Raw genomic sequence first — 23,755 nt, 5'->3', positions numbered from 1 at the left:
TTATTTTAGACTGTTATTAAGCTATCGGTTATTAAAGTCACTGTTATTAAAGTAACTGTTATTAAAGCACCAGTATAAATCATCAACTATAAAGGACCGATAAATGTAAGTGATCAAGATTGTTGATTTATTTCGATATTAACCGCCGCTTTCTGACCTGCTTTTATAACCTGACTTACACCAGACCATTGCCCGTTAGTTTTATTTACGGTGCCATCGGCAGAAATACGTGCTTTTATAATAAACTGTTTATGATCACTTAATTTAATACCTTGCATCATGGCATTAGCATCGGATAAAACAACCTTCACAGGAAATTCATTAACGGGTAACTTAACTGCCGCAATCGGCATAGCCGGACCATTCACTGCCTGTGCATAAACAAATAGCGTACTGTTTTTAGTATAGCTAACTTGCTGTGCAACAGTAATATTAACTTGGTAAGCAGCACCTACTACAGCAGGCGAAGCTTGTGCCTTTGCAGTCGCTTGATTTGTGCTCAGCGTCTGCTCACTATCAACACCCTCTGCTTGTGTACCAGTAGCAGCGGCTTGTTCTGATTGTTGCTGTGCTAATTGCTGCTGTGCTAATTGCTTTTTAGCGTAATCAATACTGTTACTCAGCATGATCGCTTTTTCGCTTTTAGGGTCAACTAAACTCAACATTTTTTGCCAACGCTCAACTGCTCCTGCAAAGTTTTCCTGTTGTAGAGCCATAAAGCCGTACATTGACCATGCATCGTAATTATCAGGGTATCTTTGTAAGAAGTTTTTAAGCATTAAAGGAGCGGTTGCTTTCGAATACTCATCACCAATTTTCATTTTTAGTTCAATGTATTCTAATTCTATCTCAGGATTTTCTGGCGCCGCGTCTACTGCCTTTTTAATGGCATCTAACGCTAACTCTTTATCCTTAAAAACACGGCCTAAGCGACTATATAAAACCCAACCTTCAGCATCATTAGGTTGATTAGCTAAATGTGTGCGTAGCCCTAACATTAAATCCTGTAATTCTTGATCGTTAGGTCGCGCATCATTTTCTTCAAATAATTTTTTATGTATTTCAGGGTAGCGTTGTAACGTCTGCTGCCAGTTGCTCACTTCTTGAAACGCACCGACGGACCAATACAAAGCAACCGTGGCTAAAACAAGAAACACAACCCCAGGTACCCAAATACGTTGTGCATTATTTTGCTTGCTTTGCTTACCTTCATCAATATCATCGAGTAGGTTATATTGCAGCTCAGCAACCATCGCTTCTTTATCAACCACTACACCTTGACTAAGATCGTCTTCAACTTCTTTCAAACGAATATCATAAAGCTCATGGTTAAGCTGATTACGGCGATCTTCATTTCGCCCCTGCTGTGCTTTATCACGTACAAAATGGGTTACCATCACCACACTAAATACCAGCAGTAATAACAATGCGGCAATAACAAACTGTAAAATCATGATTTTGTATCCTTAGCATGCTGTTTTAATAGCTGCTGTAACTTTTGCTGTTCTTGATCGTCTAAATTGTCTTCTTTTGCCGGCTGTTTTTTAATTTGTCTAATTAATACTAATAAACCAAATACAACAAATAACAGCGGCCCTAACCAAAGAAATATAGTCGCAGGTGTAACAGGCGGATCATAACGTACAAAATTGCCAAATCGCGCTACCATATAGTCCACAACTTGATCTTTGCTTTGCCCTTGTTTGACTAACTCATAGGTTTTATTGCGTAAATCCTTTGCTAATTCAGCATTAGAGTCGGCAATATTTTGATTTTGACATTTAGGACAACGCAATAATTTAGTTAATTCATGAAAGGTTTTTTCTTGCTGCGCATTTTCAAACTCAAAGGTATCAATAGCCGCTTGACTGGCATGAGAGAATAAAATCATGCAAGCAGCTAGCAGCAAAGGGATCAATGTATTTACTTTGTTTAATTGAATCATTGCATATCCTCATAAATATCCAGCAGTTTATCGTTCCATACTTTGTCGTTTAAGTCGCCCACATGACGATATTGAATGATGCCATTGCTATCGATAAAAAAGGTTTCAGGTGCGCCATAAACGCCTAAATCCATGCCTAACATGCCACTTTTATCAAACAGGCTGATTTTGTAAGGGTCATTTAAGTCTTTTAACCAACGAATCGCTTTTTTACGATCATCTTTATAATTCATCCCTACAATATACAAACCTTGTTTGGCTAATTTATTAAGGTAGGTATGCTCCGCATAACAAGTGGGGCACCATGTAGCCCAAACATTAAGCAACATTTTCTGACCTTTAAAGATACTCGCATCATATTGTTTATCTGCATCGTAGATGTCTTGCAACGTAAATGCAGGCACAGCTTGCCCGACTAAAGCAGAGTCCAATTTGCTGGGATCACTGCCTTTTAATAACGGTGTTGCTAAGAAAACAGCGCCAATGATAAATATAATAAAGGGCACTAATAAGGTTAATACGCGACGTTTATTAAGCATCGGCTCCTCCTGCTGGTGCTGGATTATTTTCACTCTTTTCAGTGTTGTCTTTTTTGCTACGGTAACGACGGTCACAGAGCATTAACAAACCACCAAATGCCATCAATAATGGTCCTAACCAGATCCAACGAATAAAAGGTTTGTAATAGATACGCACTGCCCATGCACCATCGGGTAACATTTCACCCATGGCAATATACAAATCACGCGTGAAGCCAGCATTGATTGCTGCTTCCGTCATTGGCATACGCTGTACCGTATAAATACGTTTTTCCGCTTCCATCACAGCAATCGTTTGTTGATCTTTTTTCACTGTAAACACACCCATAGTGGCAGTATAGTTTTGCCCATTATGTGGTTTAACTTGGTCAAAATGAAAATCATAATGCTCAAAGGCAATATGTTGACCCACGGCTAATTTGATATCTTTTTCGATTGAATAATTCTGTGTCATGGTAATACCGATGATCATAACTGCTAAACCAAAATGACCAAAACTCATCGCCCAATGACTGTTGCCTAACTTCATGACCCCTTTGCTAAAGCTATGACGATGTGTTGAACGTAAATAAATTTCATAGATCACACCAACGATGATCCAGAACCCTAGAAATGTCCCCATTACCGCTAACCAAGTTAACGAAGGTGCAAAGGTAAATAGGAATACTATCGTCGATAACACACTTAGAATAAGGATCATCGTTAGCGGTTTTTTCAGGTCATTAAGTTGCTGACGTTTCCAACGGAATAATGAACCGACACCCACAAATAAAGCAAAAGGCACAATAATAATGGTGAACATTCGATTAAAGAAAGGTTCGCCGATAGAGATACTACCCAGCCCAATTTCTTTATGTACTAAAGGTAACAAGGTCCCTAATAACACCACGATTAAAGCAGCGATTAACAGTATATTATTAATCAGCAATACACTTTCACGTGAGACTAACTGGTAACGGCCACGGCTTTTCACTTTTGATGCTTGAATTGCATATAATAATAACGAGCCGCCAATCACTAACACTAAGAAGCCTAAAATAAATAGACCACGTGTAGGATCACTGGCAAAGGCATGTACCGAGACCAGCACACCAGAACGTACTAAAAATGTGCCTAATAAACTTAAAGAGAACGCACTTAAGGCTAGTAGCACTGTCCATGATTTGAACACACCACGTTTTTCACTAACCGCGAGAGAATGGATCAAGGCAGTACCTGCTAACCATGGCATAAATGATGCATTTTCTACTGGATCCCAAAACCACCAACCGCCCCAACCTAGTTCGTAATAAGCCCACCAGCTACCTAATGCGATACCAACGGTTAAAAACATCCACGCGGCCATTGTCCAAGGACGAGACCATTTTGCCCAAGCGCTATCTAAGCGCCCTTCTAACAAAGCGGCAATAGCAAAAGCAAAGGCAACAGAAAAACCCACATAACCCATATAAAGCATAGGCGGATGTATGACTAAGCCAAAATCCTGTAACAGAGGGTTTAAATCACGGCCATCGATGGGGAAATAAGGCAAGGTTCGATCAAATGGATTCGAGGTTAAAATAACAAATAAGTAAAATCCAAAGGCCAGTAAACCTAATACCGCTAGCACTCGAGCCACCGACTCAATCGGCAAACGTTTACTCATTAAAGCAACCGCTATACTCCAAGTCGATAGTAAAAAGACCCACAATAATAAAGAACCTTCATGTGCGCCCCAAACCGCAGATAAACGGTAGTACCAAGGTAAGGCTGAATTAGAGTTAGTCGCAATATAACCAATGGTAAAATCATTGATTAAAAAAGAGTAACTTAAAATAACAAAGGAAGTGGCGACGGCTACAAATTGTAAAATAGTAAATATTTTAGCACTACGAATAGCACCTTGGTGCCCCGTATGAACACCGTAAAGTGGATACACAGTTTGTAGCAATGACAGTATACATGCCAAGATTAAGGAAAATTGGCCAATTTCAGGAAGCATTAATCTAACCCTTTAGTTTGATTGTTGTGTTTTTAAATGATCCATACCCTTCAGCGCATCAGCAACTTCAGGTGGCATGTATTCCTCATCGTGCTTAGCTAAGACTTCAAAAGCATCAATAGCATTACGTGATTTTAACACTCCCTGTGCCACGATCCCCTGACCTTCACGGAAAAGGTCCGGTAAAATTCCATCAAAATAAACAGTGACTTGACCTGCTTTATTATCAATCAGATCAAAACTCACTTTCAAGCTTTCTGGATCGCGTTGTACGGAACCATTTAAGACCATACCACCAACGCGTAAGCGCTGACCGACTTCTGGTTTGATACCCGTTTCGTTTTTACCATTAATGATTTCATCGGGAGTATAAAACAGATCAATATTTTGCTGTAGTGCAAATAACGTCAAACCAATTGCGACAGACAACCCGACAATTAATGAAGAGGTGATTAATAAGCGCTTTTTACGTCTTGGATTCATAGGGTGCCTTCTCTATTTTCAGCTGCTTTAATACGTTGTTCACGCAGTAGGCGTTGTTCAACATGCTTGAATATTTTTTTACGCTTGGTCACTGTACTGATAACTAATAACAAAACACTGAGTAGTGACACGCCATAAGCTAACCAAACATAAAAACTATAACCGCCCATGGCGATAAAATCGGACCAGGATGCAAATGCCATATTAACCTCGTTTATTAACTGAAGAGCTGGATTGTTGTACTAATGCTATCACCCATGGGCGATGGCTTTCTCTTTGCAATATTTCATTACGGAAACGATATAACACCATGAACCCTAAGAAGGCTGCAAAACTGACAATCATAATCAATAGTGGAACCAACATGTCGGTTGCCATGGAAGGCTGATCAAACTTTGTGATGGTTGCTCCTTGATGCAAAGTATTCCACCATACCACTGAGAAATGAATAATAGGCAGATTGATCACACCTACCAAGGTCAAAATAGAGGCTGCACGACCTGCTAATACTTTGTCTGAGAAAGCGTTGTATAAAGCAATAATGCCTAGGTATACAAATAACAAAATCAACTCTGAGGTTAATCGTGCATCCCACACCCACCAAGCCCCCCACATAGGTTTACCCCATGCTGCGCCAGTAAATAAAGCAATAAAAGTATAAACAGCACCAATCGGCGCAGTCGCTGCAACGGTCATTTCCGCTAAACGAATTTGCCATACTAAGCCAATAAAAGCCGCAATCGCCATAGTCGAGTATGCACCCATCGCCATCATCGCTGCGGGTACATGTATGTAGATAATTCTAAAGCTATCACCCTGCTGATAATCCGCTGGTGCAAATGCTAAGCCCCATATTATGCCCACTACAAAAGTAGGCAATGCAACGGCCAAAAACCACGGCATTAACTTACCGGATAATGCATAACTTTTTTCCGCTTTTGCATAGGGGTGTAACCATTTCCACATAATCGAATCTCTATCTTGATCTTTACATTAATAAAAAAGTTTAAATAATACCTGATATTGAGTTATCAGTATTGATCATTAACAAACACAACAGTCTATACGCTGACATTTAGCAAATAGATTAACTAACACTGACCCTTAATGAAGCTGCAATAGCAAAAGGTGCTAAGGTAATTGCGCCAACTAACATGGCACCTAATAACGCCAATAAACCGATATACGATTGTCCAAACGTTGCAGCATCAATCGCCATCGTTGAAAAAATCAAAATAGGAATACTCAAAGGCAGCATAATCAAACTTAGCAATACACCTCCTTTACGTAAGCCAATTGTTAACGCAACACCAATTGAGCCCAGTAAACTCAAAATTGGCGTGCCAATCAACAGCGTCAAAAATAATGCCCAGAAAGTACTTTCTTGTAGTGACAAAAACACTGCCAATAAAGGAGAAACTAATAATATCGGCAATCCTGTTAGTAGCCAGTGCGCAAACACTTTAGCACTGACTAACCAGGTTAAAGGTTGTGGTGCTAGCATCATTTGCTCTAGTGAACCGTCGATGAAATCATCTTTAAATAAACGCTCAAAAGATAACAACGCAGCTAGCAAGGCGGCAACCCAGATAATCCCCGGTGCAATACGAGCTAATAAAGCCGGATCGGTACCAATCCCTAATGGGAATAAAGTCACGACAATAACAAAAAACCAAATCGGATTTAAAATATCACTTTGTTGGCGGAAAGCGCCTAATAATTCTTTACGTACAATTTGCAAAAAAGCATTAAACATATTGCTCTCCTGCCGCTGGCTTTTGTAAGGTTAATTTTTTGTATAATTGTGGTGGCAATAATAAATCTTGATGAGTGGTTAATATTACCATGCCACCCTTTTCAGAATGTTTGATTAATAATTTTTCAATCACTTGCACGCCATTTTTATCGATGGCTGTAAACGGTTCATCTAAAATCCATAACGGGCAATCACTAAACCACATTCTTGCTAATGCCACACGACGTTGCTGACCCGCTGATAATTGTGCCGTTGGTACATTTTCGTATCCAGCCAAACCTACTAAAGTCAAAATTTCCCATGCATCAAACTCAACCTTTGGATTAAATAATTGATGAAAATAATGCAGGTTTTCAAGTGCGGTTAATTCAGGTTTAACACCGGACTTATGGCCAAGATAAAGCATATTTTGATAATAAGCATCGCGATCTAACGCAATACTTTGCTGTTGCCAGTGCACTTCACCTGCATAGGGGGTTGATAACCCAACCAGTAAACGGAATAAGCTGGTTTTCCCCACACCATTAGGTCCCTCGACCTGTAAAATTTCGCCGGGAGCTAGGGTAAAATTTAGATTATTGAACAAAATTCGCTCTTCACGCACACAAGTTAAGTTTTTACACTGAAGCATTCAGGCTTACCCTTATATCAATCGTAATAATTAAGTGTTCTACTTTAGTAGACTAGAGCACTTATTTTTCTTGTATCGGCTTTTCTAAATCGCTTTTATTATATAGAAAGCATTCATATCACTAAGGAATGATGAGCTAAAGAGTATGACCAAAAAGTTATACTTTAAAAAGTACAATCGTCATAATATGCCATTTAATGTCATATTAAAATGTTAGCGGATCCTAACATAGAAAAAGCAGACGGGTAACTATCTGAGATCAGGTAATACAGGAAAAAATGGGGGAGATAAGATTAACAGTCAATTATGTTGAAAATGGAAAGTATTCGCCTCTTTTTTAGTTCTCTATGCAAGGTAATGAATTGATAGATGGCAGTATAGGAATGTGTCAGTGTTAATTGAACAACAAGGCTTAATAACGTTACCTTTCAACTTTTGCTCACTCTCATAGTATTAATCTAAACTAAGCAATAACAGGCAGCACTGCATTTTAAAATTCATTTAGACAGTGCGCCTGTGCTTTTATTATGTCTGCTTTTTTATTATTGCTAGTGATTATGCAGTTAAAAATATGCCGCTGAAATTATTTAGCTCAATTTATTTGGACCAAGCTATTTTTGAATCAAGCTATTTACGGTGTAGGTTAACTAGCAACTCAGCTTCAGCACGAGGCAATTCACAATCAGTCATTAACTCTTCAACACTTGCACCAAGCTCAACCATTTTCATGGCACGTGTATAAAGTCTATTTTCTGGCGCAGAAGCCACTAAGTTAACTTGGTTTTCCTGGGTTTTTCTCACCACGACATCTAACTGTTGCAGCTTTTTACCCATTCCTACGGCACCAGAGTGAATCTCTATAAATTGTTTTTTATTAGCCTCTTGCTGTGCAAGTAAAGACTTCACTAATACTTCTAAAGAGTGTGCTTTTTTACTCATTTTTTTAAATAAAAAAAGCATAGTAATAAAAAAAATAATGGCTAACAAAAGTGCTAGCCAAGGAATATATTGTAAAAACATGTGTTACTCGATACAGGTCATTAAAGTAGGTTTAATTCATCCCACTCATCATCACTGAGTAATTTGTTTAAATCAACTAAAATTAACAAGCCATTGTCGCGGTTACAGACACCTTGAATAAATTGAGAGCTTTCTTCAGTACCAACATGAGGAGCGGGTTCCATCTCTGATTTTTTCAAATATACCACTTCAGCAACACTATCTACTAAAATACCAATCACTTGCTTTTCTGCTTCAATGATAACAATACGGCTATTATCAGTGATCTCAGCAGGCATTAACCCAAAGCGAGAGCGAGTATCAATTACAGTAACTACATTGCCGCGCAGGTTGATAATCCCTACCACATAATCAGGTGCACCCGGTACTGCTGCGATTTCGCTGTAACGCAAAATCTCTTGCACTTGCATTACATTGATACCGTATGTTTCGTTGTCTAAAAGAAACGTTACACGCTGAAAAATTTCATCTTCTGATGTTTTATCAGACAGTTTAGATTCTATATTCATTTTGCCTCTGCTTAAATGTTGTAAATTTTAATTTAGCTTAGTAGCAAATATTCAAATTTCCATGCTAACCTAGCCTCGAATGTCCATTCCTTGATTCAATAGCTTAATTAATTCTTGTACGTGGATCAAAGCGCACATTTTATTCTTCACCATCCCCGCTAACCAAGGGCGAGATCCTTTTTTGTCGCGCCACCTAACCTGATCTTTGCTGAGATTTTCTGTGCCTAACAATTTCTCACAGGATAATCCCCACGCTGTACTACCCAATAAAATATAATGACTATACTTAAGATCCTTGGCGCTGCAACCAAGCTGCAACCATAATGATGTATCGACGATATTATAGAGTTTATTATTATGTTTTGTGACGCCAGAAAACCAAGCTGGTTTGCCCATCAAAAAATTAAGTTCTTTATCAAGGTGATAGATACCACCTAAATCAGTCAAAGGTACTGCAAACGTAACATGATTAAGCTCAAAAAATAACACTTGAAACTCATTCTCTACGTCAATATTCTTCCATTCTTCGGTGGTTGCTGATTGTTTTTGTATTTCGGCTTCTTCTGATACTTGTAAATGCAATTGCGCTTTAGTGCTTGAATTTGAAAACACTAATTCTTCAGGCAATGTTGATAACTCTGCAAATTCAGTCGAGGCCTTTTTTTCTGGTTTATCTGATTTTTCTGACGCCGGCGTTGTTTTTTCATTATGAAGCATAGAATCAAAATAGTTTTTCATAGCCTCGTCATTGTTGTTTTTCATTTAGTTATGCTCAGTTTGTAGCAAGTAATTTAATAAAGTTTCATAGGCAAAAGAGCCGCGACAGCTTTTTATAAAATGTGAAATAGGTAAATGCGCTAAACTTGCATCCCTAAATTTAGTATCAATGGGAATAACACCATTCCAGACCTTGCCTTGATAGGTCTTTTTTAATTCATCTAAAGTTTTGATTGAAGCACTGGTTCGCCTGTCAAACATAGTAGGGATTATGCAATAATTAAAATCTTTGCCTCTCGACTGCTGCATGATGCCTAAGGTTTGTACCATACGTTGTAGGCCCTTCGATGCTAAGAACTCAGTTTGTACAGGGATCAAAATCCGTTCACACGCGGCTAATGCATTAACCATCATCACACCTAATACCGGCGGGCAATCAATAAGCACAAAATCGTAATCATCTTCGACTAATTTAAGCTGCTTATAAAGAAATAACCCCATACCTTGTTGGTTTCCCAATACCCGATCCAAGGTGGCTAATGACATTGATGCAGGAATTAATGATAAATTATCAATTTCAGTGGGCAGTATTAGTTTTTCTAATTCCGCCTTGGTAGTAGCAGGATCTTGAAAAAGGTCATATAAACTCACCGGCAATTGGTCTGAATCATATTGTAAATAACTGGTTAATGAAGCATGCGGGTCAGTATCAATCAATAAAACACGAAAACCACGATCCACTAAGATCCCAGCAAGGGATGCGACGGTTGTGGTTTTTCCGACCCCACCTTTTTGATTTGCAATCGTCCAAACTTTCACCGTTATTCTTGCCTTGTGGTAATAATTAGTCGTCCATTAGGAAGGTAAACCTCACGCATTTCTTCACTATCTGGTTTAGGTGTGCGTAATATTTTTTGTTGTTCTTTATCCATTGATTTCATATTGTCTTTGCCAAAGGAATTATCTGTATATAATGCAAATTTTGAGATCGCAATAACCACTCGACGACTGTTTAATGGGTCTACTTTTCCGTTACTATCAGTAAACGGCTGGAATTTTCCATAACCTTCAATGACCATTCTTTCTCCAACGATACCACGCTCATTAAAAGCATGTAACACACTGATTGCCCGTAATGCCGATAACTCCCAGTTTGACTGGTATAGTTCGTTGGAAACGTTAGTTAAATCAGTATAACCACGTAATCGAATCATATTGGTAGCTGGCGCTAAAACAGCAGCAATGCGTTCAATTTTCTGCTCAGCGGCATTTAAAATGGTATGACTTTCAGCTGCAAATAATAACGGACCTTTCATTTCAATGGTCAGCCAATCGCCGTTTAAATCAATGCTTAAATCGCCCGCTTCTAACTCTGTCTCTAATTCCGCTTGTAATGATAACTGCAGTTCACTTAAAGCATTACCAGTATAATAACCTTGTGGCGTTGATAACTGCTCGGCAGGTATTTGTTGTGTAGAAAGTTGCTCAATGGGTAAATCGCTAACATAACCCTGAGCATAATTATCACCGTCACTGATTAATGCAGGGCCGGTATTATCTTTAATATCGTTACTATTTTTAGTTAATATGCCTGTCGCATTAGAGCCACTATTGGTGGGTTGAACAAACTTACTGGCACTTTGAATTACACTAATAATTTCTTGGTATTTTTCTTCTTTATTCAGTGAGACCGCATACAGCACCACAAATAAAGCAAACATTAAGGTCATATAGTCTGCGTAAGAGACGGTCCAACGATGAATATGGTTGTTTTGCTTTTGGTGTAATCGAGGTCTGCGTCTAGACATTAGTAAGCTGCTCTAGCAATATACCCATGTAATCGACGCTCTAATAACAGGCTGTTTTCACCATCGGCAATCGCAATTAATCCCACCATCGACATCTCTTGAAATAGTGCTCGATGTTGATAGTTTAAACGGATTTTATTAGCAATAGGTAGGAATATAAAATTAGCAAAGGCAACCCCGTAGATAGTTGCAACAAAAGCAACGGCGATGCCTTGTCCCAATAACTCAGGCTGATCTAGAAATGCCATTGCTTGAATCAAGCCTAGTACGGCACCAATAATACCTATGGTTGGACTGTAACCCCCCATTGCATCAAAAACCTGTGCACTTCGCTCGTGCTGATCCATTTCCAATTCAATTTCTTGTTGTAAAACGTCTTGTAATGCAGCCCTATCACAGCCATCCACCAACATAGCAATGCCAATCTGAGTAAAACTATCGTTCTGTTCCAGGCTTTCTTTTTCGAGGCTTAAAAACCCTTCCTGCCGAGAGAGCACGGACCAACGTTTGAGTTTTTGTATTTGCTCATCTAGGGAATAATTAGGAGGTGTAAATAAGGTGAATAACTGTGTACTAGCATCTTTTAATTGCTTTGAAGATGATTGAATTAAAATAGTACCAACAGTACCACCAAACACAATTAAAAAAGCAGCGAGATCAAATAACCCACTCAACGGCGCATTATGATAAAGCTGTGCAAATAGCACACTAGATACGATGACAATGAAGCCAACAATACCCATTCTATTCATGTTTTAATTCCACTAAAATTCGTTTTGCCACTTGCTCCAATGCAATTGACTCGGTGGCTATGCCCGCTTTGGTAACTGCTTGTGGCATACCATAGACAACACAACTTGCTTCGTCTTGAGCCCAAATTTCTGCGCCTTTATCTTTTAATAAACGTGCACCATCTCGCCCATCAGCGCCCATCCCCGTCAACACAATAGCCAGTACTTTATCTGCGTATGATTTTGATAAAGAAGCAAAAGTAATATCAACACTGGGTTTATAATTAAGCGCCGCACTACCATCTAATATTTTTATTTGTCCGTTTGGCCCAACCATCATTTGTTTACCGCCAGGAGCTAAATAAGCACAGCCAGCTCTTAATATGTCACCATTTTCAGCTTCTTTCACAGCAATCCGACAGTTACTATTTAAACGATCTGCAAATGCTTTTGTAAATGTACCCGGCATATGCTGTATTAACACAATCGGTAATTTAAAATCACTAGGTAATGCGGTTAATATTTTTTGTAATGCAACAGGACCACCCGTTGAGGTACCAATCGCTAACACCTTGTATGACTTACCCGATGCTTTAGTGCGCATAGGTTTTGTTGCCGCAACTGGCGCGCTTGACGGATTTGAATTTAAAGCGCTTTTGGCAGAAATCTGCTGACGCTCATTGGCTCTTTGTAATGCTGTTAACGCAGCGCCTGGAGCAATAGATTTTCTAGCACTAGGATTATTGAAACTATGAGAAGTCGAGGTATGTACGGATTCAGCAGTTTTCTCTGCAACCCGATAAACTCTTCTTCTGGCTATCGTTTGAATACGTTGTTGTAATAGTGTGATGGCTTCTTCTTTATCTCTGGCAATATCTTCAAATTTTTTCGGTAGAAAATCACAAGCACCCGCTTCTAATGCATCTAGCGTTGCACTTGCGCCTTGGTGTGTTAACGATGAAAACATCAAAATAGGCACCGGTGTCGATGCCATAATTTTTTGCACTGCCGTGATGCCGTTCATTACTGGCATTTCAATATCCATGGTAACAACATCAGGTTTATGTTTAATCACCATATCAATGGCTTCTTGGCCATTATTCGCTGTCGCAATCACTTCTAATGCAGGAGATGCATTAATAATTTCACTAACTCGTCGACGGAAAAAACTAGAATCATCAACTACTAACACTTTAATCGTCATTAATTTTCCTTTACGCGTAGTGTTTTAGTAAACTTGGCAAGTCTAAGATTAAGGCTATTCCACCATCACTTGTAATAGTTGCACCTGCCATACCTGGCGTTCCTGACAATAATTTATCCAAGGCTTTGATAACCACCTCTTCCTGACCTAACAACCCATCCACTACAAAAGCCACCAATTGAGTACCAAGCTGCACAATAACTACATGGCCTAAACCTTTACCTTTTTCCGCACGCGGTGCTTTAGGGGCTAACCAATCACGTAAATAAAATAAAGGAATAGCACGGTCTCGAATAACTATAGTGAGTTGACCATTCACAACATTGGTTTTAGCTAAATCGAGATGAAATATTTCATTAACATTCGTTAATGGTAAAGCAAATGTTTGCTTTGCAATCACTATCATCAAAGTAGGTAAAATAGCTAACGTGAGCGGTACTTTAATTTCTAAACGTGTGCCCTTCCCAATCGCAGAATCAATAGAAATTGTTCCGTTCAAGCGACTGATACTGGTTTTAACTACGTCCATACCTACACCACGGCCTGAAATATCTGAGATTTCAGCTTTTGTTGAAAAGCCCGGAGCAAAAATCAAAGAGTACGCTTCTTTATCGGTCATGCGATCCGCACCATCTTGATCTAAGATGCCTTTATTGATCGCTATCTGTTTTAATCTTTCAGCATCCATTCCTGCGCCATCGTCTTCGATAACTAATAGTATATGATCGCCTTCTTGGGCCGCTGATAATAAAATTCGTCCCTGTGTTTCTTTGCCTGACTGCATTCGAATATCTGGCATTTCAATACCGTGGTCTACGGAGTTACGCACTAAATGCACTAGGGGATCGGCCAAAGCCTCTACTAAATTTTTATCAAGATCTGTTTCTTCACCCACTAATTCTAAATGAATATTTTTGCCTAACTGACGAGCAAGATCTCGTACCACGCGAGGAAACTTACCAAAGACTTTCTTGATAGGTTGCATACGTGTCTTCATCACCGAGCCTTGTAAATCGCCGGTAACTATAGCTAAATTAGCAATTGCACGTGACATCTCTTCATTGTCAGATGTTGACTCTAAACTAACCAAGCGGTTACGTACTAATACCAGCTCACCGACCATGTTCATTATTTCATCTAGCGTGCTCGTATCAACTCGCACTGTAGGCTCTGCTTGCGCTACTTTATTAGCAGGCGCTTTTGCAGCGGCAGCTTTATCTTTAACTACAGCCGGTTTTACAGCTTCACTTTTTACTGGTTCTGATTTAGCAGCAGGCGCTGGCTGTATAGCTTTTACGTCGGGTTTGACTACAGACTGTATTGCTTCTGGCGGTTTTGACTCTGATTCTATACTTTTTACTGAAGTATTTTTTACTGAAGTAGGTTTTGCTGAGCCGTGTAGCTCATCAAGTAATGACTCAAACTCATCATCAGTGATCTCATCTGAAGTATCGCTATCAATAGCAGGGATACCACTATGTGCACCTTTACCATGTAATTCATCTAGTAAATTTTCGAATTCATCATCACTAATTTCATCGCTATCCTCAACAATAGCCGAAGGTGCTGTTGCAGATAACGAATGTTTACCTACACCATGCAACTCATCTAACAATGATTCGAATTCGTCATCACTAATATCTGAATCGTCGGCAGCATCTTGTTTAGAAGCGTCATTATCTGTATTCGGTTTTGCATGTAATTCATCTAATAAACTTTCAAATTCATCTTCCGTAATATCTGCATTTTCTTTTTTGGCGGGTTGAGCTTCTACATTAGAGCCTGATTGTGCATGTAATTCATCGAGTAGCGCATCAAACTCAAATTCATCAATATCACTAATATTATCTGACGTTGCAAGAATGGGTTCTATGATCGCTTCTGGTGAAGTAACGACAGCTTCAACAACTGCTTGCTCGACTTCAGTCGCAGCGGCAGGTTTACTTAATCGATGCAATGCATCTAAAAGTGATGCCGAAGCTTTTTCCATTTTTTCGCCATTTTGCACGGCAGAAAATTGATCATTAATTATATCTAATGCGCCTAGGATTGTATCCATCAATTCAGAATCAACTTGACGATTCCCTTGACGTAAACCATCAAAAACATTCTCTGCGCCGTGACAAGTCTCAACTAACTCTGTCAGCGAAAGAAAGCCTGCACCACCCTTTACAGTGTGGAAACCACGGAAAATAGCATTTAACAGTTCGGTATCATTGGGGTTATTTTCTAATTCAACGAGCTGTTCAGATAACAACTCTAAAATTTCCCCAGCTTCAACTAAAAAGTCTTGCAAGATCTCTTCATCTACTTCAAATGTCATTTCCCGGTTCCTTTAAAATCCTAAACTTGAAAGTAAATCATCAACTTCATCTTGTCCATTAACAACGTCTGAACGCGTTTCAGCATTCATAATAGGACCTTCAGCCTCTATATTGTTGTATTGTGTTTTTGCACAATTAGCTAATTCGCTTTCTTTACTACAAACGGTCAATATGACAATCAATTTAGACTCAACTTCCTGTACTAAATCAATCACTCTATTAATCATTTGCCCAGTTAAATCCTGAAACTCTTGAGCCATTAAAATCTCAGTTAATTTATTGCGTAAATCAACGGCACTGATTTTAGAATGAGCAAAGATTTCATCCAGTGAATGACATAGCGTCTTAAAGTCACCTAATTCTAAGTTGCGTGTCATTAACCCTTGCCAACTTGGTGTAATAGCCTCTAAATCGTTAATTAGTTTATCGGCAATAGGTAAGCAGTAGTCTACGGCATCCATGGTAGTGTTCGCCGCTTTATCAGTCATTTCAATAACATAATTTAGGCGGTTTTGAGCATCGGGTAAATCTTGCCCTGCTAAATCAACTAAACGCGTGTCATTATTAAAACAGAGTAATGCTTCATGCAAATCACGGGTGAGCTCGCCAATTTGTTCAAATATAATCTGATCGGATGTAACTGAAAAATCAATACTCTCAACAATCTTATTAGCTTCAGTGATTTGCTCTGCTTCTAAGTATGCTACAAGCGCCTTAGCTTGAGAGAGAGAGATGTGTGGCATAATTGTATTCGCCATACTGTAACCCCCTAAAGTTAACCTAAACGCTCAAATACTTTATCTAATTTCTCTTTCAACGTACCAGCCGTAAATGGTTTAACAATATAACCATTTACACCAGCTTGAGCAGCTTCAATAATTTGCTCTCGTTTTGCTTCAGCGGTTACCATTAAAACAGGAAGGTGTTTTAACTGGGGGTCTTTACGGATCTCTTTTAAAAGATCAATACCTTGCATTATTGGCATGTTCCAGTCAGTGACCACAAAATCAAAATTACCACTTTTTAACATAGGTAGAGCTGTATGGCCGTCATCGGCTTCATAGGTATTTGTAAAACCCAAATCTCTTAACAAATTTTTAATTATTCTTCTCATTGTTGAAAAATCGTCAACAATCAAGATTTTCATATCTTTTTTCAAAACATTCCCCTAAGTCAAAAATCTACTTATTGTTATTTAAAACTATCTATTGGTATTTAAATCTACCTATTATTATTAGCTACAATAAAAGTAGATAAAAATTAGAAAAAAACATTATATTTCTACATTATTTTTTAGCTTGATACTTGCAGTGTGAGCAACTCCTTGGAATTACTCCTTATTGGCTATATTCTATCAGAATTAACTTTAGATTTCAGTCGATGTACGGCTTGGCTAAGAATTTGGCTAACACGTGATTCACTGACTTCAAGAATTAACCCTATTTCTTTTAAATTCAATTCTTCATCATAATAAAGCGATAACACTAATGCTTCTCGTTGTGGAAGTTGTTCAATCATTTTAGCTAATTGATGGGTAAATTGATTATCTGCAACAGCATCAAAAGTACTATCAAAAGAAGAACTTGGCTGTGCAAACATATCATCTGGATTGGCTAAATCTTCATAGGCAACCAATCTTGCACAATTAACATCCTGTAACATTTGCTGATATTCAGGTAATGGTATTTGCAGATAATTAGCAACATCGATCTCTTTGGCGTCTTCCCCAGTTTGTTTTTCAACAGCATCGATAGCACTGGCTATAGTTCTACTGTTTTTATGTACTGAACGAGGAACCCAATCACCTTTACGCATTTCATCTAGCATCGCACCACGAATACGAATACCCGCAAACGTTTCAAAACTTGCGCCTTTAGTGGCATCAAAATTACGCGCAGCTTCTAATAGTCCGATCATGCCGGATTGTACTAAATCTTCGACCAGTACACTCGCAGGCAACCTAGCCATCAAATGATAAGCAATTTTTTGCACCAGTTCTGAATGACGCCCAATCAGCTCTGATGTGTCGGTTTGGTATCCCTGCGCTTTAATCACTTATAATAGCTCTTTCAGAGTATCGTCTTTATCATTAAGCAAGAGTTTTTCAATGAAAAACTCTAAATGGCCGCCAGGTTGATGTGGAATAGGCCAATCACAAGCTCGATTCGCTAACGCTTTAAAAGCAAGAGAAGCGGGTGTTTTTGGAAAGGCATCAACCACAGTTTTTTGTTTTCTTACCGCTTGACGCACATTGCCATCAAATGGAATACAAGCCACTAACTCTAATGATGCATCTAAGAATCGATCCGTTACACGTGTTAATTTTGTAAATAGATCCTGCCCTTCACGTAAGCTTCTCACCATATTAGCGACGATTTTAAAGCGATATACACCGTTTTGCTTACTTAATATCTTAATTAACGCATAGGCATCGGTAATCGAAGTCGGCTCATCACACACCACCATCAATACATCTTGAGCAGCTTGAGCAAAGCTCACCACCATGTTGGAAATACCTGCTGCGGTATCAATTAATAAAACATCGATAGGTGTTTGCAATGAGCTAAAAGCCTGAATTAATCCAGCATGTTCAACATCGGTTAATTCAACCATGGATTGCGTACCAGAGGTAGCAGGAATGATCATCACTCCTTCCGGCCCTTTTACTATCACTTCATCTAAAGTACATTCACCGGATAACACATGTGATAAATTTTTAAGAACACGGATCCCTAATAATACATCGACATTAGCAAGCCCTAAATCGGCATCGAGTACCATCACTCGCTTACCCATTTTAGCAAGTGACACGGCCATATTCAGAGTCACGTTAGTTTTACCCACACCGCCTTTACCGCCAGTGACAGCAATCACTTTAACCTGCTGATTTCTCATTCGTCTTAAACCGCTTGCTTGATCTGCCATCATCATTGTTACTCATCATTTTTAAATTAGTTAAACCAATATAGTACACAACACAATTTTTGAATTAATCTTCAGTGCTGCTGTACCATTGATGTTTGTCTTGTTGTTGTTGTGTTTCCATCATGGATAAAGTTCCGCTAATTAAATTTTCTACTTTAGCAATTTCAATATCTTCAGGAACACGCTGTCCAGTGGTGATATAACTAATCGGCAATGCATGCTTCATGGTTACACTTAACACTTCTCCTAGACCAATACTTTCATCTATTTTAGTTAGAATACAGCCCGATAACGGGATACGCTTAAAGTGTTGTAATGCTTCTTCTACCACTCTACGTTGCGCAGTGGAAGGCACCACTAAATAACTTTTAATATTAACACGGCTACTACTCATCAAAGTTTCTAACTGCTCAGAAAGACGCACATCTCGCTGTCCCATACCTGCAGTATCGATCAACACTAATCGTTTTTCTCTAAACTGGTATAAAATTTGTGACAACTCATCGGCATCTTTTGCTACGCGTACTGCACAGCCCATTATTTTACCGTAGGTTGCCAGTTGTTCATGTGCGCCAATTCGATAGGTATCTGTTGTTATTAATGCAACTTGTTCAGGACCGTACTTAATAGCAAATTGTGCAGCCAATTTTGCAATGGTTGTGGTTTTACCTACTCCCGTTGGTCCTAATAGCGCAATAGCACCGCCTTGGACTAATATTTCATTTTGACCAATTGATATTTTGTCTTGCAATAATGCTTGAATGTAGTTCTGTACTTCACTTGAAGAGGCATCTTCAGGAACATAACTGGCTAAATGATCTGCGATTTCATCGGAAAATCCAGCGCTGTTTAACCACTTAATAATCATCGCGCGAACAGGCTCTTTACGTTCAATTTCTTGCCACATTAATCCTGATACTTGATGTTCAAGCAGTTTACGCAATGAAGCAACTTCTTCACTAATTTTAGCAATTTCTTTATTGTCACTCGCACGATTAGTGGGCGCTGAATTTCTTGTTAAAGGCGCACTCGTTTCTTGTCGATTATTCCAATTTTGCTGCTCCGCTAGCGTAGCAGGTTGTGATGACGATGAATAAGAGGTAGACCTTCTTTCTTCTTGTTCTTGAAAAGAAAAAGCAGGCAAGTCATCACGTTTTTTAGGCTGTGGTTTTTTGTTTTGTTGCGCATTAACCTTACCAAAAAACGAGTTTAATGATTTAGCAAAGTCATCTCCGCTTTCTTTACGATTACTACGAATACTATTGGGTAATTTTATTTTTGGTACTTTTTCTGCACTTTTAGAAGACAGTTGCACACTATCTTCTTTTAATTGCGACAGTGCATCGCCTTTATCTGCTTTTGCATCAGCCGAGGTTTGTGATTGATAATCAACGGCGGCCACAATTTCAATGCCACCCACTACTTTTTTATTAGACATGATCACAGCATCTGGGCCTAAAACTTCTTTGACCTCAACCATAGCCGTACGCATATCTTTTGCAAAAAATCGTTTAATTTTCATTGATTACAACCATTATTGCCCAATTGAGCTTATTATTTTAATCTGTTTATCATCGGGAATTTCTTGATAAGACAGTATGTGTAGACTCGGTATTGTATTTTTAACAAATCGAGCTAAGGTGCCGCGTAATACCCCTGATGTTAATAATACCGCAGGTTGACCTATCAACTCTTGTTGCTGTGACGCTTCAATTAATGAGTTTTGAATACGCTCTGCCAACCCAGGCTCAATACCTGCACCATCCGATCCACCAGCCTGTATAGACTTATGCAATATTTGCTCCAACTCTGAAGACAGCGTAATCACTGGGATTTCAGGTTCATTACCGATAATTTCTTGTACAATCATGCGTTTTAATGAAATTCGACACGCCGCCGTCAAAACTTCGGCATCTTGGCTGCGCGGCCCGTAATCTACTAACGTTTGTACAATAGAACGAATATCTCTAATCGCAACGTTCTCGTTTAATAAACTCTGTAATACTTTAACAACAGTACTTAAAGACAATACCTCAGGTACTAATCCTTCCACTAACTTCGGCTGCTTCTTAGCCAGCATATCTAATAAATTTTGTGCTTCTTCATGCCCTAATAACTGTGCGGCATGGTTACTTAATATTTGACTAAGGTGTGTTGCCACAACGGTTGCAGTATCAACAACGGTGTAACCTAATGCTTGTGCTTGTTCACGCTGCACTTCATCAATCCATACCGCTTCTAGTCCAAACGCAGGATCAACCCCTGTTATTCCATCAATCGGCCCGAACACTTGCCCTGGATTAATGGCCATATCTTTATCATGATATATATCTGCTTGGCCACAACTGACGCCCATCAAAGAAATATTATAATTGTTAGGCGATAAATCTAAATTATCTCGAATATGCACAGGTGGAATTAAAAAACCCATTTGTTGCGATAGTTTTTTACGCACCCCTTTAATACGATCTAATAACTGCCCACCCTGTGATTTATCAACCAGCGGAATAAGGCGATAGCCGACTTCTAAACCAATGGTATCGACACTGCGTACGTCATCCCAACCTAATTCTTTAACTTCAGCAGGTTTATCACTAATTGGCCCACCATTTTCTTGTATCGCTAGAGCCGTTTCTTCTTTAACTTTCAAACGCTTTAATTGCCAATACGCACCACCTGCTGCAATTCCGCCTAGGGTTAAAAAAGCAAGGTGTGGCATGCCGGGCACAATGCCCATCACTAATAATATACCAGCAGTAATCATTAATGCTTTAGGGTCATCAAACATCTGCCCCAACATTCGATTACCCATATCTGCTTCAGTATTTTCACGGGTAACGGTGATCGCAGCGGCAATCGATAGTAATAATGACGGTATTTGTGCAACAAGCCCATCACCAATCGTTAATAACGTATAAATTTCAGCAGCTTGAGCCAAAGGTAGATCATATTGCACCATACCAATAATAAAGCCACCAACGATATTGATAAATAAGATCATGATACCAGCGATGGCATCACCTTTTACAAACTTACTGGCACCATCCATAGAACCATAAAAGTCAGCTTCCATAGTAACTTCTTCACGGCGGGTTCGAGCTTGTTCTTGATTGATTAATCCGGCATTCAAATCTGCATCAATGGCCATTTGTTTACCCGGCATTGCATCCAAGGTAAAACGAGCACTTACTTCTGAGATACGTCCCGCACCTTTGGTAATTACCACAAAGTTAATGATCATTAAAATGATGAAAACAATTAAACCAACGGCTAAGTTACCGCCAATCACCACCGAACCAAAGGCTTCGATTACGTTACCAGCTGCATTACCACCCTCATGGCCTTCTAACAATACTACTCGCGTAGAAGCAACGTTTAACGCCAAGCGCAGTAAGGTTGCAATTAGCAGTACAGTTGGGAAAGCAGCAAAATCCAGTGGCCGCTTGGTATAAATGGATACCAATAAAACCACTAACGCGAGGGCAATATTAAAAGTGAATAGGATATCCAGCAGTAAAGTAGGCATTGGTAAAATAACCATGCCTAGTGCAGCTAACACTAGAATTGGAGTACCTAAACCGCCGAAGAAAATTGCGCGTTTGGCCCATAGAGATGAAAAAACAGTGTTGATAGCGTCACCTAAAAAAATGAATGTGTTAGCGAGTGTTAATATGTCTTATATTCAGTCTACTTTAACAAACTCAAGTAGCAGATATTAGCTTTACGAATTTAACTCGTGAGCATAGACATAAATAATAGCTAAAAAATAGAAACTTGCCTGAATATTTTTGAGCATAAGCTGCAATTTATGCTTATTAATCAAACATATTAACTATTTTAGGCTTATATTTTAGTGATAACACAGCAACAATACCAGTTTAGATAAATAACAGGTAAAAATATTCTTTTATTGTTAACCCTACATCGAATTTTTAATTGGGATAAATAAAGTCATCGGGCACAGGAATATCCGTCGGTAAAGCTTTAGGGCGGCCAGATCTGCCTTTTCTGAATTGCTCGAGCTGATAGATATAAGCCAATATTTTAGCAATCGCAATAAACAACTCTTCAGGCACATCTTTACCGATATCAGTGGTGTGGTAAACGGCGCGGCATAATTGTGGAGATTGCATAACAGGCACTTCATTTTCTCGTGCTACTTCGCGGATTTTAAGCGCCATAAAATCGACTCCTTTAGCAACAACATAGGGAGGTCTATCGCCATCTTTATCATACTTCAAGGCCACTGAATAATGAGTCGGATTGGTGACTATAACATCCGCATCGGGCACATCTCCCATCATGGTACGTTGTGACATCTCATACTGTAATTGACGAATACGCTGCTTAACCTCTGGTTTACCTTCCGAATTACGGTACTCGTCTTTTACTTCCTGTTTGGTCATTTTTAACTCATCGCTGTGTTTGTGAATTTGATAGGGCACATCCACTGCAACAATAATTAATAACGACAAACACAATATAAGAAACATCCACCTCAGCATGTCCAGCGCTTCAAAAGCACTACCGGGAAGTTGGCTGACCGAAAGATGTAAAATATTTTCAAAGGTAGCACCTAAAATAGCCCAAGCGACACCAATCACCACGGCTACTTTTAGAATGGACTTCAATAATTCAACCCAGGCTTGTAAACCTAACATACGCTTTAGGCCTGCTTTCGGGCTCATACGGCTAAACTTAGGCATCATTGCTTTAGTACTAAAAATCATGCCGCCTAACAAGGCACTGCCTAAAATTGAAATAATAAATAGCATTAATAAAATAACAAACATCGGCACACCTAAACCGCTAAAGCCATCAACAAGTGCATGCCACATCTGTTCGGGATCAAATATATCTGCGCGCTCAAAAGTGAATGAACGCTTCATCATTATCGACAACTCGTAGGCTAATCGATCTCCAAAAATAAACACCGACAATGCTGCTGCAATTAACACCGACGCAGTCGCTAATTCTTTGGATCGGGCTACTTGTCCCTTTTCTTTGGACTTTCGTATTTTGTCGGGGGTGGCTTCCTCGGACTTATCCGTACCGTTTTCATTTTCAGCCATCAATTACTCCTTTAGCAAACCGTGAGTAGAGGTAACCTCTAATAATGCAGATAGCACTATAGGTAGTAGTGTAGATCGCACTGCAAACAGAGCTACAAATAATAGTGTAG

The 23,755-nt window shown here is 39.1% G+C and carries 24 protein-coding genes; all 24 read right to left on the bottom strand.

The features are described from left to right. Positions 1-113: 113 nt before the first annotated feature. The 24 genes from ccmI to flhB all read right to left on the bottom strand — a co-directional run bounded on the left by ccmI (position 114) and on the right by flhB (position 23,645). Positions 114-1,454: a c-type cytochrome biogenesis protein CcmI gene (ccmI, locus tag MT391_RS01850; RefSeq protein WP_499496754.1), complete on the bottom strand. Its 1,341-nt coding sequence runs from the start codon at positions 1,452-1,454 to the stop codon at positions 114-116. After that, positions 1,451-1,945 carry a cytochrome c-type biogenesis protein gene (locus tag MT391_RS01845; RefSeq protein WP_299660168.1) on the bottom strand — a complete coding sequence of 165 codons (495 nt, stop codon included), beginning with the start codon at positions 1,943-1,945 and terminating at the stop codon, positions 1,451-1,453. The genes ccmI and MT391_RS01845 overlap by 4 nt, the downstream gene beginning before the upstream one ends. After that, a complete protein-coding gene (locus MT391_RS01840; protein WP_499496753.1) occupies positions 1,942-2,484 on the bottom strand; it encodes a DsbE family thiol:disulfide interchange protein in 543 nt (180 codons plus the stop codon). The genes MT391_RS01845 and MT391_RS01840 overlap by 4 nt, the downstream gene beginning before the upstream one ends. After that, positions 2,477-4,465, bottom strand: coding sequence for a heme lyase CcmF/NrfE family subunit (locus MT391_RS01835; RefSeq protein WP_499496752.1), 1,989 nt, complete (start codon positions 4,463-4,465; stop codon positions 2,477-2,479). Before MT391_RS01835 ends, MT391_RS01840 begins: the two co-directional genes overlap by 8 nt. Positions 4,466-4,477: 12 nt before the next feature. Continuing rightward, positions 4,478-4,948 carry a cytochrome c maturation protein CcmE gene (gene ccmE / locus MT391_RS01830; RefSeq protein ID WP_028867431.1) on the bottom strand — a complete coding sequence of 157 codons (471 nt, stop codon included), beginning with the start codon at positions 4,946-4,948 and terminating at the stop codon, positions 4,478-4,480. Beyond that, positions 4,945-5,151 (bottom strand): heme exporter protein CcmD, encoded by a 207-nt coding sequence (ccmD, locus tag MT391_RS01825; protein ID WP_166371896.1) that lies wholly within the window; start codon positions 5,149-5,151, stop codon positions 4,945-4,947. Before ccmD ends, ccmE begins: the two co-directional genes overlap by 4 nt. A 1-nt stretch (position 5,152) precedes the next feature. Next, positions 5,153-5,914, bottom strand: coding sequence for a heme ABC transporter permease (locus MT391_RS01820; RefSeq protein WP_166371897.1), 762 nt, complete (start codon positions 5,912-5,914; stop codon positions 5,153-5,155). A gap of 121 nt (positions 5,915-6,035) precedes the next feature. Then, positions 6,036-6,704, bottom strand: coding sequence for a heme exporter protein CcmB (gene ccmB / locus MT391_RS01815; RefSeq protein ID WP_166371898.1), 669 nt, complete (start codon positions 6,702-6,704; stop codon positions 6,036-6,038). Beyond that, complete coding sequence (ccmA, locus tag MT391_RS01810) at positions 6,697-7,335, bottom strand: cytochrome c biogenesis heme-transporting ATPase CcmA (protein WP_499496751.1); 639 nt, start codon at positions 7,333-7,335, stop codon at positions 6,697-6,699. The genes ccmB and ccmA overlap by 8 nt, the downstream gene beginning before the upstream one ends. A gap of 627 nt (positions 7,336-7,962) precedes the next feature. Further along, positions 7,963-8,355: a DUF2802 domain-containing protein gene (locus tag MT391_RS01805; RefSeq protein ID WP_166371900.1), complete on the bottom strand. Its 393-nt coding sequence runs from the start codon at positions 8,353-8,355 to the stop codon at positions 7,963-7,965. Between the two features lie 20 nt (positions 8,356-8,375). After that, positions 8,376-8,864, bottom strand: a complete 489-nt coding sequence (locus MT391_RS01800) for a chemotaxis protein CheW (protein ID WP_166371901.1) — start codon at positions 8,862-8,864, stop codon at positions 8,376-8,378. A 69-nt stretch (positions 8,865-8,933) separates the two neighbouring features. Next, positions 8,934-9,602: a chemotaxis protein CheW gene (locus MT391_RS01795; protein WP_499496750.1), complete on the bottom strand. Its 669-nt coding sequence runs from the start codon at positions 9,600-9,602 to the stop codon at positions 8,934-8,936. A gap of 24 nt (positions 9,603-9,626) precedes the next feature. Continuing rightward, a complete protein-coding gene (locus MT391_RS01790) occupies positions 9,627-10,400 on the bottom strand; it encodes an AAA family ATPase (RefSeq protein ID WP_166371903.1) in 774 nt (257 codons plus the stop codon). Between the two features lie 2 nt (positions 10,401-10,402). Further along, positions 10,403-11,389: a flagellar motor protein MotB gene (locus MT391_RS01785; RefSeq protein ID WP_499496749.1), complete on the bottom strand. Its 987-nt coding sequence runs from the start codon at positions 11,387-11,389 to the stop codon at positions 10,403-10,405. Further along, the gene (locus MT391_RS01780; protein ID WP_205963045.1) at positions 11,389-12,141 is read right to left on the bottom strand and encodes a flagellar motor protein; all 753 of its coding nucleotides are present in this window, start codon (positions 12,139-12,141) and stop codon (positions 11,389-11,391) included. The genes MT391_RS01785 and MT391_RS01780 overlap by 1 nt, the downstream gene beginning before the upstream one ends. After that, positions 12,134-13,324 carry a protein-glutamate methylesterase/protein-glutamine glutaminase gene (locus tag MT391_RS01775; protein ID WP_499496748.1) on the bottom strand — a complete coding sequence of 397 codons (1,191 nt, stop codon included), beginning with the start codon at positions 13,322-13,324 and terminating at the stop codon, positions 12,134-12,136. Before MT391_RS01775 ends, MT391_RS01780 begins: the two co-directional genes overlap by 8 nt. Before the next feature lie 10 nt (positions 13,325-13,334). Continuing rightward, positions 13,335-15,647 carry a chemotaxis protein CheA gene (locus tag MT391_RS01770; RefSeq protein ID WP_499496747.1) on the bottom strand — a complete coding sequence of 771 codons (2,313 nt, stop codon included), beginning with the start codon at positions 15,645-15,647 and terminating at the stop codon, positions 13,335-13,337. 12 nt (positions 15,648-15,659) lie between these two features. Then, positions 15,660-16,406, bottom strand: a complete 747-nt coding sequence (locus MT391_RS01765; protein WP_299660110.1) for a protein phosphatase CheZ — start codon at positions 16,404-16,406, stop codon at positions 15,660-15,662. A 17-nt stretch (positions 16,407-16,423) separates the two neighbouring features. Beyond that, positions 16,424-16,795 (bottom strand): chemotaxis response regulator CheY, encoded by a 372-nt coding sequence (gene cheY / locus MT391_RS01760; protein WP_499496813.1) that lies wholly within the window; start codon positions 16,793-16,795, stop codon positions 16,424-16,426. Positions 16,796-16,992: 197 nt separating this feature from the next. Beyond that, a complete protein-coding gene (locus tag MT391_RS01755; protein WP_499496746.1) occupies positions 16,993-17,703 on the bottom strand; it encodes an RNA polymerase sigma factor FliA in 711 nt (236 codons plus the stop codon). Beyond that, positions 17,704-18,576: a MinD/ParA family protein gene (locus tag MT391_RS01750; protein ID WP_499496812.1), complete on the bottom strand. Its 873-nt coding sequence runs from the start codon at positions 18,574-18,576 to the stop codon at positions 17,704-17,706. Positions 18,577-18,637: 61 nt separating this feature from the next. Continuing rightward, positions 18,638-20,095 (bottom strand): flagellar biosynthesis GTPase FlhF, encoded by a 1,458-nt coding sequence (flhF, locus tag MT391_RS01745; protein ID WP_499496745.1) that lies wholly within the window; start codon positions 20,093-20,095, stop codon positions 18,638-18,640. A 12-nt stretch (positions 20,096-20,107) separates the two neighbouring features. Continuing rightward, positions 20,108-22,204 carry a flagellar biosynthesis protein FlhA gene (gene flhA, locus MT391_RS01740; RefSeq protein WP_499496811.1) on the bottom strand — a complete coding sequence of 699 codons (2,097 nt, stop codon included), beginning with the start codon at positions 22,202-22,204 and terminating at the stop codon, positions 20,108-20,110. A 301-nt stretch (positions 22,205-22,505) separates the two neighbouring features. Continuing rightward, positions 22,506-23,645 carry a flagellar biosynthesis protein FlhB gene (gene flhB / locus MT391_RS01735; RefSeq protein ID WP_028867414.1) on the bottom strand — a complete coding sequence of 380 codons (1,140 nt, stop codon included), beginning with the start codon at positions 23,643-23,645 and terminating at the stop codon, positions 22,506-22,508. Between the last annotated feature and the right edge of the window lie 110 nt (positions 23,646-23,755).

Origin of the sequence: Vibrio sp. 1-Bac 57, from assembly GCF_037546855.1 — a bacterium.
Taxonomy (GTDB): Bacteria; Pseudomonadota; Gammaproteobacteria; order Enterobacterales; family Psychromonadaceae; genus Psychromonas.
Note: the sequence above shows the minus strand (reverse complement) of the source record. Positions and strands in the feature narration are given on the sequence as shown.

Bases quoted from the DNA above. Each gene is read 5' to 3' on its own strand.
- ccmI (WP_499496754.1), bottom strand. From the start codon at position 1,454: ATGATTTTACAGTTTGTTATTGCCGCATTGTTATTACTGCTGGTATTT.
- MT391_RS01845 (WP_299660168.1), bottom strand. From the start codon at position 1,945: ATGATTCAATTAAACAAAGTAAATACATTGATCCCTTTGCTGCTAGCT.
- MT391_RS01840 (WP_499496753.1), bottom strand. From the start codon at position 2,484: ATGCTTAATAAACGTCGCGTATTAACCTTATTAGTGCCCTTTATTATA.
- MT391_RS01835 (WP_499496752.1), bottom strand. From the start codon at position 4,465: ATGCTTCCTGAAATTGGCCAATTTTCCTTAATCTTGGCATGTATACTG.
- ccmE (WP_028867431.1), bottom strand. From the start codon at position 4,948: ATGAATCCAAGACGTAAAAAGCGCTTATTAATCACCTCTTCATTAATT.
- ccmD (WP_166371896.1), bottom strand. From the start codon at position 5,151: ATGGCATTTGCATCCTGGTCCGATTTTATCGCCATGGGCGGTTATAGT.
- MT391_RS01820 (WP_166371897.1), bottom strand. From the start codon at position 5,914: ATGTGGAAATGGTTACACCCCTATGCAAAAGCGGAAAAAAGTTATGCA.
- ccmB (WP_166371898.1), bottom strand. From the start codon at position 6,704: ATGTTTAATGCTTTTTTGCAAATTGTACGTAAAGAATTATTAGGCGCT.
- ccmA (WP_499496751.1), bottom strand. From the start codon at position 7,335: ATGCTTCAGTGTAAAAACTTAACTTGTGTGCGTGAAGAGCGAATTTTG.
- MT391_RS01805 (WP_166371900.1), bottom strand. From the start codon at position 8,355: ATGTTTTTACAATATATTCCTTGGCTAGCACTTTTGTTAGCCATTATT.
- MT391_RS01800 (WP_166371901.1), bottom strand. From the start codon at position 8,864: ATGAATATAGAATCTAAACTGTCTGATAAAACATCAGAAGATGAAATT.
- MT391_RS01795 (WP_499496750.1), bottom strand. From the start codon at position 9,602: ATGAAAAACTATTTTGATTCTATGCTTCATAATGAAAAAACAACGCCG.
- MT391_RS01785 (WP_499496749.1), bottom strand. From the start codon at position 11,389: ATGTCTAGACGCAGACCTCGATTACACCAAAAGCAAAACAACCATATT.
- MT391_RS01780 (WP_205963045.1), bottom strand. From the start codon at position 12,141: ATGAATAGAATGGGTATTGTTGGCTTCATTGTCATCGTATCTAGTGTG.
- MT391_RS01775 (WP_499496748.1), bottom strand. From the start codon at position 13,324: ATGACGATTAAAGTGTTAGTAGTTGATGATTCTAGTTTTTTCCGTCGA.
- MT391_RS01770 (WP_499496747.1), bottom strand. From the start codon at position 15,647: ATGACATTTGAAGTAGATGAAGAGATCTTGCAAGACTTTTTAGTTGAA.
- MT391_RS01765 (WP_299660110.1), bottom strand. From the start codon at position 16,406: ATGGCGAATACAATTATGCCACACATCTCTCTCTCTCAAGCTAAGGCG.
- cheY (WP_499496813.1), bottom strand. From the start codon at position 16,795: ATGAAAATCTTGATTGTTGACGATTTTTCAACAATGAGAAGAATAATT.
- MT391_RS01750 (WP_499496812.1), bottom strand. From the start codon at position 18,576: ATGATGGCAGATCAAGCAAGCGGTTTAAGACGAATGAGAAATCAGCAG.
- flhF (WP_499496745.1), bottom strand. From the start codon at position 20,095: ATGAAAATTAAACGATTTTTTGCAAAAGATATGCGTACGGCTATGGTT.
- flhB (WP_028867414.1), bottom strand. From the start codon at position 23,645: ATGGCTGAAAATGAAAACGGTACGGATAAGTCCGAGGAAGCCACCCCC.